The sequence below is a fragment of the Peptoanaerobacter stomatis genome, assembly GCF_000238115.1.
GTDB classification, from domain to species: domain Bacteria; phylum Bacillota; class Clostridia; order Peptostreptococcales; family Filifactoraceae; genus Peptoanaerobacter; species Peptoanaerobacter stomatis.
The window spans coordinates 1-5,224 of record NZ_JH414581.1 but is presented as its reverse complement, the minus strand read 5'-3'; the positions used below and the strand labels follow the sequence as shown (position 1 = coordinate 5,224).

Below are 5,224 nucleotides of genomic sequence, written 5' to 3'. Positions count from 1 at the left end.
TTAAAGTGATGAGATTTTTTGGAAAAAAAATTTTTTCAACATTTAATCTAAATAGTATTCAGCATTACATAAGCTATTATTAATACGTTTCCAAACTCAAAAACAACTGATATTTTCCATGCCAAGCAAGTTCAACAGTTCCTATTTCTCCACTTCTATGTTTTGCAAGTATAACCTCTGTTACATTTTTTTTATCTGTATCAGGATTATATATCTCATCTCTGTATAGAAACATAACTATATCAGCATCTTGCTCTATTGCTCCTGATTCTCTCAAATCTGACAACATAGGTCTGTGATTAGTCCTTTGTTCAGGCGCTCTTGAGAGCTGAGATAATGCTATTATGGGGCAACCCAACTCTTTTGCAAGAATTTTCAGCCCCCTTGATATTTTGGATATTTCCTGTTGCCTACTCTCCGTTCTTACTTCAGATTCCATTAATTGAAGATAGTCTATAACTATCATATCAAGCCCTTTTTGCATTTTCAGTTTGCGACATTCTGAGCGTATTTCAAGCAAATTTATTCCTGCTGTATCATTTATATAAATAGGATATTTCGTCATAACCGATATTGCGTTTATGAGTTTTTGCCAATCTTCTTCTTCAAGCTCGCCTGTTTTTAGTTTTTTCAGCTCAACTTTGCTTTCAGCAGACAAAATTCTCTGGGCCAATTGGGTTTCGCTCATCTCCAAGGAAAACACTGCAACTTTTTTTCCGTCTTTTGATGCATTGTGTGCAAGATTTAATGCAAATGCAGTTTTTCCTGTAGCAGGTCTTGCGGCAACAAGTATTAAATCAGTTTTTTGCCAGCCGTTTGTAATGTGATTGAGATCTATAAAACCTGTTGTTATTCCTGTCATAGAGCCTTTATTTTTATAATTTTGCTCTATTACGCTATATGTATCTGTAAGCACATCTTTTATATGATGAAGTGTTGATTTTGTCTTTTCTTGAGAAATATTAAATATTGTATGCTCTGCTTCATCAAGCACATTTTCTACCGATTTCCCTGATTTTGCCGTATTTATTATGTCTTGAGATGCTTTTACCAATTTTCTCAACGTAGATTTTTCTTTTACTATTTTAGCATAATGTACAGCATTACTTGAATAATCAGGCATTGATGGGAGTTTGGATATGTATTCATATCCACCTACTTCTTCTATATTTACAGAATTTTTTATAGCATTTGTAAGCGTTAAAAAATCTATCGGCTTGCTTGAGGTATACAATTCAAGCATAGCTTTATATATGGCTTTATGTGCATCATAATTAAAATCATCCATAGATAGTATATTGGATATTTCTATTATTGTATCGTTATCTATAAGTATAGAGCCGAGCACAGATTGCTCGGCTTTTGCAGATATGGTTATATCATTATCTTGTTGATTATTATTTTCCATAATCATCACCTAAATTTGTTCTATTTCTACTTTTAAATCACACACTACATTTGTAAACAGTTTAAGTTTAACTGTAAAACTGCCTACCATTTTTATAGGTTCTTTTAAATCTATCTTCTTTTTATCCACAGATATATTTTTTTGTTTTTTCAATTCATCTTCTATATCTTTTGATGTTATTGAACCGAATAACTTTTGTCCTTCTCCAGCCTTAGCTTTTATAATGAGTTTGTCATTATCTAATTTTAATTTTATATCAAGCGCTGCTTGTCTGTCTATTTCCATTTTATGTTCTTTTGCACTGTTTTGTTGGTTGAGTAAATTTAGATTTTGAGTTGTAGCCTCTTGTGCAAATCCCTTAGGTATCATATAATTTCTTGCATATCCATCTGATACTTCTTTTATTTCTCCTTTTTTTCCTGTTCCTTTTAAATCTTTCAATAATATTACTTTCATTTATTGTACTCCTCCTTAAGATATATTTTTACGGTTTCTTCTACTAACTTTATTACTTCATCTACAGATTTGTTTCGTATTTGCGTTGCAGCGGTATCTATATGTCCTCCGCCTCCTAATTTTTCCATTATAACTTGTACATTTATATTTTCAATAGAACGTGCAGACACTTGTACTGATCCATTTATACCTTCTATTACGACAAAACTTGCCTGTATTCCTTTTATTCCCAACAGTTCATCAGCTATTTGAGCGGCTATTAAAGATGGACCTTTAATTTTTTTATCATATGATGATATAGCGATTATATCCTCTATTATTCTTGCATTTTTTATACAATCCGCTTTTACTATGAAATTTTCAAAATCTCCTTTGAAGAATTTTTTTATTTCTAACGGATCTGCTCCATTTTTTCTCAAAAACGCCGCCGCCTCAAAAGTACGAACTCCTGTATTAAATGCAAAATTTTTTGTATCCAAGGTTATTCCTGAGAGCAATGCCTCTGCTGTAAGCACATCCAATTTTGCACCGTCTTTTACATATTGTACAAGTTCCGTTACCATCTCACTTGCTGAAGACGCATATGTTTCGTGGAAAGTAAGCACAGCCTTATCCAAAAATTCTATTCCACGTCTGTGATGATCTATTAGAACAATTTTATCAACAATTTCTGTTAACTGCGGCATTTCTGTTAAAGATGCTTTATTAGTGTCAACTACTATAAGCAAAGTTTGCTCATTAATATATTTGCTTGTTTCATCATGAGTTATGAATATATCTTTATATCCTTCAGTATTTTTTATCTTATAATATAAATCGTCTATCGACTTATTTGAAGATGATAATACTATTTTTACAGGTGATTCCAACATATTACATATAGCAACTATACCCATGCACGCCCCTATAGCGTCCAAATCAGGATATGAATGTCCCATTACAAGGACATTGGAAGATTTTTTTATCAAATCTCTCATGGCATGTCCGACAATCCTTGCACGAACTCTTGTTTTCTTTTCAACAGCTTTTGATTTACCGCCATAAAATACGGTTTTATCATATATCTTGCAGACAGCTTGATCACCACCACGACCAAGAGCCATATCAAGAGCCGACATTGCATTTTTGTTTGTATATGCCAGATTTTGCTCATAAGTAGATGCACCGATAGATAGAGTTACAGGTATAGTGTTTGACAGTTCTATCTCTCTCAAATCATCCAATATACTGAATTTTTCTTCTTCTGCCTGCTTTAACATCGGCTCATTGAATACACAGAAAAACTTATCCTTAGACAATTTAGTAAGTATACCGTCTTTTTTTTCTACCCAAAACCTTATATGTCTTTCTATATCGGCTTCAAGCAATGGTCTGAAGTCATCGGCTGCAGATTCTACAACATCATTAAAATTGTCCACCTGTACTGACAAAATTACAGGTTTAATTTCATTATACTTATCTATAAGTAATAATTTACTGCTTATATCGAAAAAATACACCGCATATTTTTTCGCCTTTTGATTATTCTTAGCAATATCCACCGTCTGTATCTTATAATGCTTATCACCTACCACATAATCATCCATAGACATAATTTCTTCATTTGCCTTAGGTATAAGCTTATCTATATCAAGATTGTTGAGCAAACTGCCCAGATTTTTTTCTATAAGCTCATTATTTGAAAGCATATCAGTCATTTTTTCATTATTCCATTTTATATTGCCGTATTCATTTATAACACAAAAAGGCACAGGAAAATCGAGCATAGTCTGTTTTGATATCTCATCCATATCTATACTCAAATTTTTGAAGTCTACCAATAAATCATTATTTTTATACTTAATTGCCCTCGCATTATAATATACCAAATATACAAATATCAAAAATACAAAAAGACCGATTTGTCTGTCAAAATATGATATTACAATACTAAGTACAAATATAAATGCCAAGTACAGCTGAACTTCAGGGAAATTAAATCTTATCTTATCGTTCATTTGCCTCTCCTAAAGCTTAACTTTCTAAAATCAAAAGCCATATCCAATATTGCGATAAACGAAAGTACAAAAAATGCACTCCAAAACAAAATTACAGTAATAAGCACAGCTATGATTCTACTGCCCTTATTCAATTTATTTATAAAAAATATTAAAACCGCAAGACCTTCTATTACAAGCATATATATAATCAGATAAAGTACATTTGTAATAAGTCTGTCGCTATAATTCTTATCCAAAATATTAAATAAAGAAAGTGCATTTATAACAAGCCAAAACAGCAAAAAGAATATACCGAGTCTGTCAGGTAACTCAAAATGACTGAAAGGCTTAAAACTCATCTTCTCCTTAGGAAAAATTCTCCTAAGCAAAAATAACCCCATATATTTGCTTATAAGAGTCATAAAAAGGCAAGTTATCATCACAATTGACGGAAAAAGTTGCTTTGATATGTTAACTATATTGTCTACTGTAAGTTGCTTAGGTAAAGTATAATTCGGATTTATAGATTGTAGCTGTTTAGTTGACATCTCAAAGCTTTGCCTTAAATTTTCAAAAAAATCAAAACCACTCATACGCATAAAAACAGCAAGCAGTCCCAATACGGCAACAGCCATAACAACAGTACCGACAAAATATGCCATATCTTCATTATCTTTATTTTTCATAATATAGCCCATAATAAGACAAGGTATGCAAAACACAACCAAATATATAAATGCACTTACAGGATCCAATAAAATAAACAGCAAAAAACCATATGCCATAAAAGATATAAAAGTATATGCTTTATTTTTGGATATCAATCCTATAATCATAAATATACTTCCTGTTAAAAACGAAAGTATACTTAATGCAGGAATATAATATGCAAGTATAGCTACGACCACAGCCAATGTTATAAGTAAAGAAATTCTGGCCAAATCTTTATTATTAAAATTCATAATATCTCCTACAAAAATTTCAAAAAATATTTTATAAATTATATCATAAAATGTAAAAAAACACAATTTATCGCTTTTCTATAATATATTCTCTTTCTTTACCAATTAATGATTATATTTACTCTAAATCTCACAAAGATGATATAATAAAATATTATAAACAAATGCTACAAACTATTTTTTATCAATATTTTTATATTGTTATTTAAATTAATAGTGAATTAACTTTTAAATGATACAAAAAATAATATATTAAAATCTTATAATAAATAAGAAAAATTAGAAATTATTCTCCTTAATCTTCTTTATTTACTATATAATTCATTTTCTCAAAATATAAGAATGTTTAGCAAACTTATGAGAAAGTTTTTATATGTTTTAATTTTAGAATACAAACAAAAANANAATATATATATATA

General features: G+C 30.3%; 4 protein-coding genes. All 4 read right to left on the bottom strand.

Going from position 1 to position 5,224, the window contains the following annotated elements; genetic code table 11:
- Positions 1–79: 79 nt before the first annotated feature.
- Genes dnaB through HMPREF9629_RS11025 form a run of 4 tightly spaced genes read right to left on the bottom strand, consistent with a single transcriptional unit; the run spans position 80 to position 4,805 of the window.
- Positions 80–1,408, bottom strand: coding sequence for a replicative DNA helicase (dnaB, locus tag HMPREF9629_RS11040; protein WP_009526466.1), 1,329 nt, complete (start codon positions 1,406–1,408; stop codon positions 80–82).
- A gap of 9 nt (positions 1,409–1,417) precedes the next feature.
- Positions 1,418–1,864, bottom strand: a complete 447-nt coding sequence (rplI, locus tag HMPREF9629_RS11035) for a 50S ribosomal protein L9 (protein WP_009526465.1) — start codon at positions 1,862–1,864, stop codon at positions 1,418–1,420.
- Entirely contained in the window at positions 1,861–3,861 is a 2,001-nt protein-coding gene (locus HMPREF9629_RS11030) for a DHH family phosphoesterase (RefSeq protein WP_009526464.1), read from the bottom strand. The genes rplI and HMPREF9629_RS11030 overlap by 4 nt, the downstream gene beginning before the upstream one ends.
- Positions 3,858–4,805, bottom strand: a complete 948-nt coding sequence (locus tag HMPREF9629_RS11025) for a DUF2232 domain-containing protein (protein WP_009526463.1) — start codon at positions 4,803–4,805, stop codon at positions 3,858–3,860. The genes HMPREF9629_RS11030 and HMPREF9629_RS11025 overlap by 4 nt, the downstream gene beginning before the upstream one ends.
- Between the last annotated feature and the right edge of the window lie 419 nt (positions 4,806–5,224).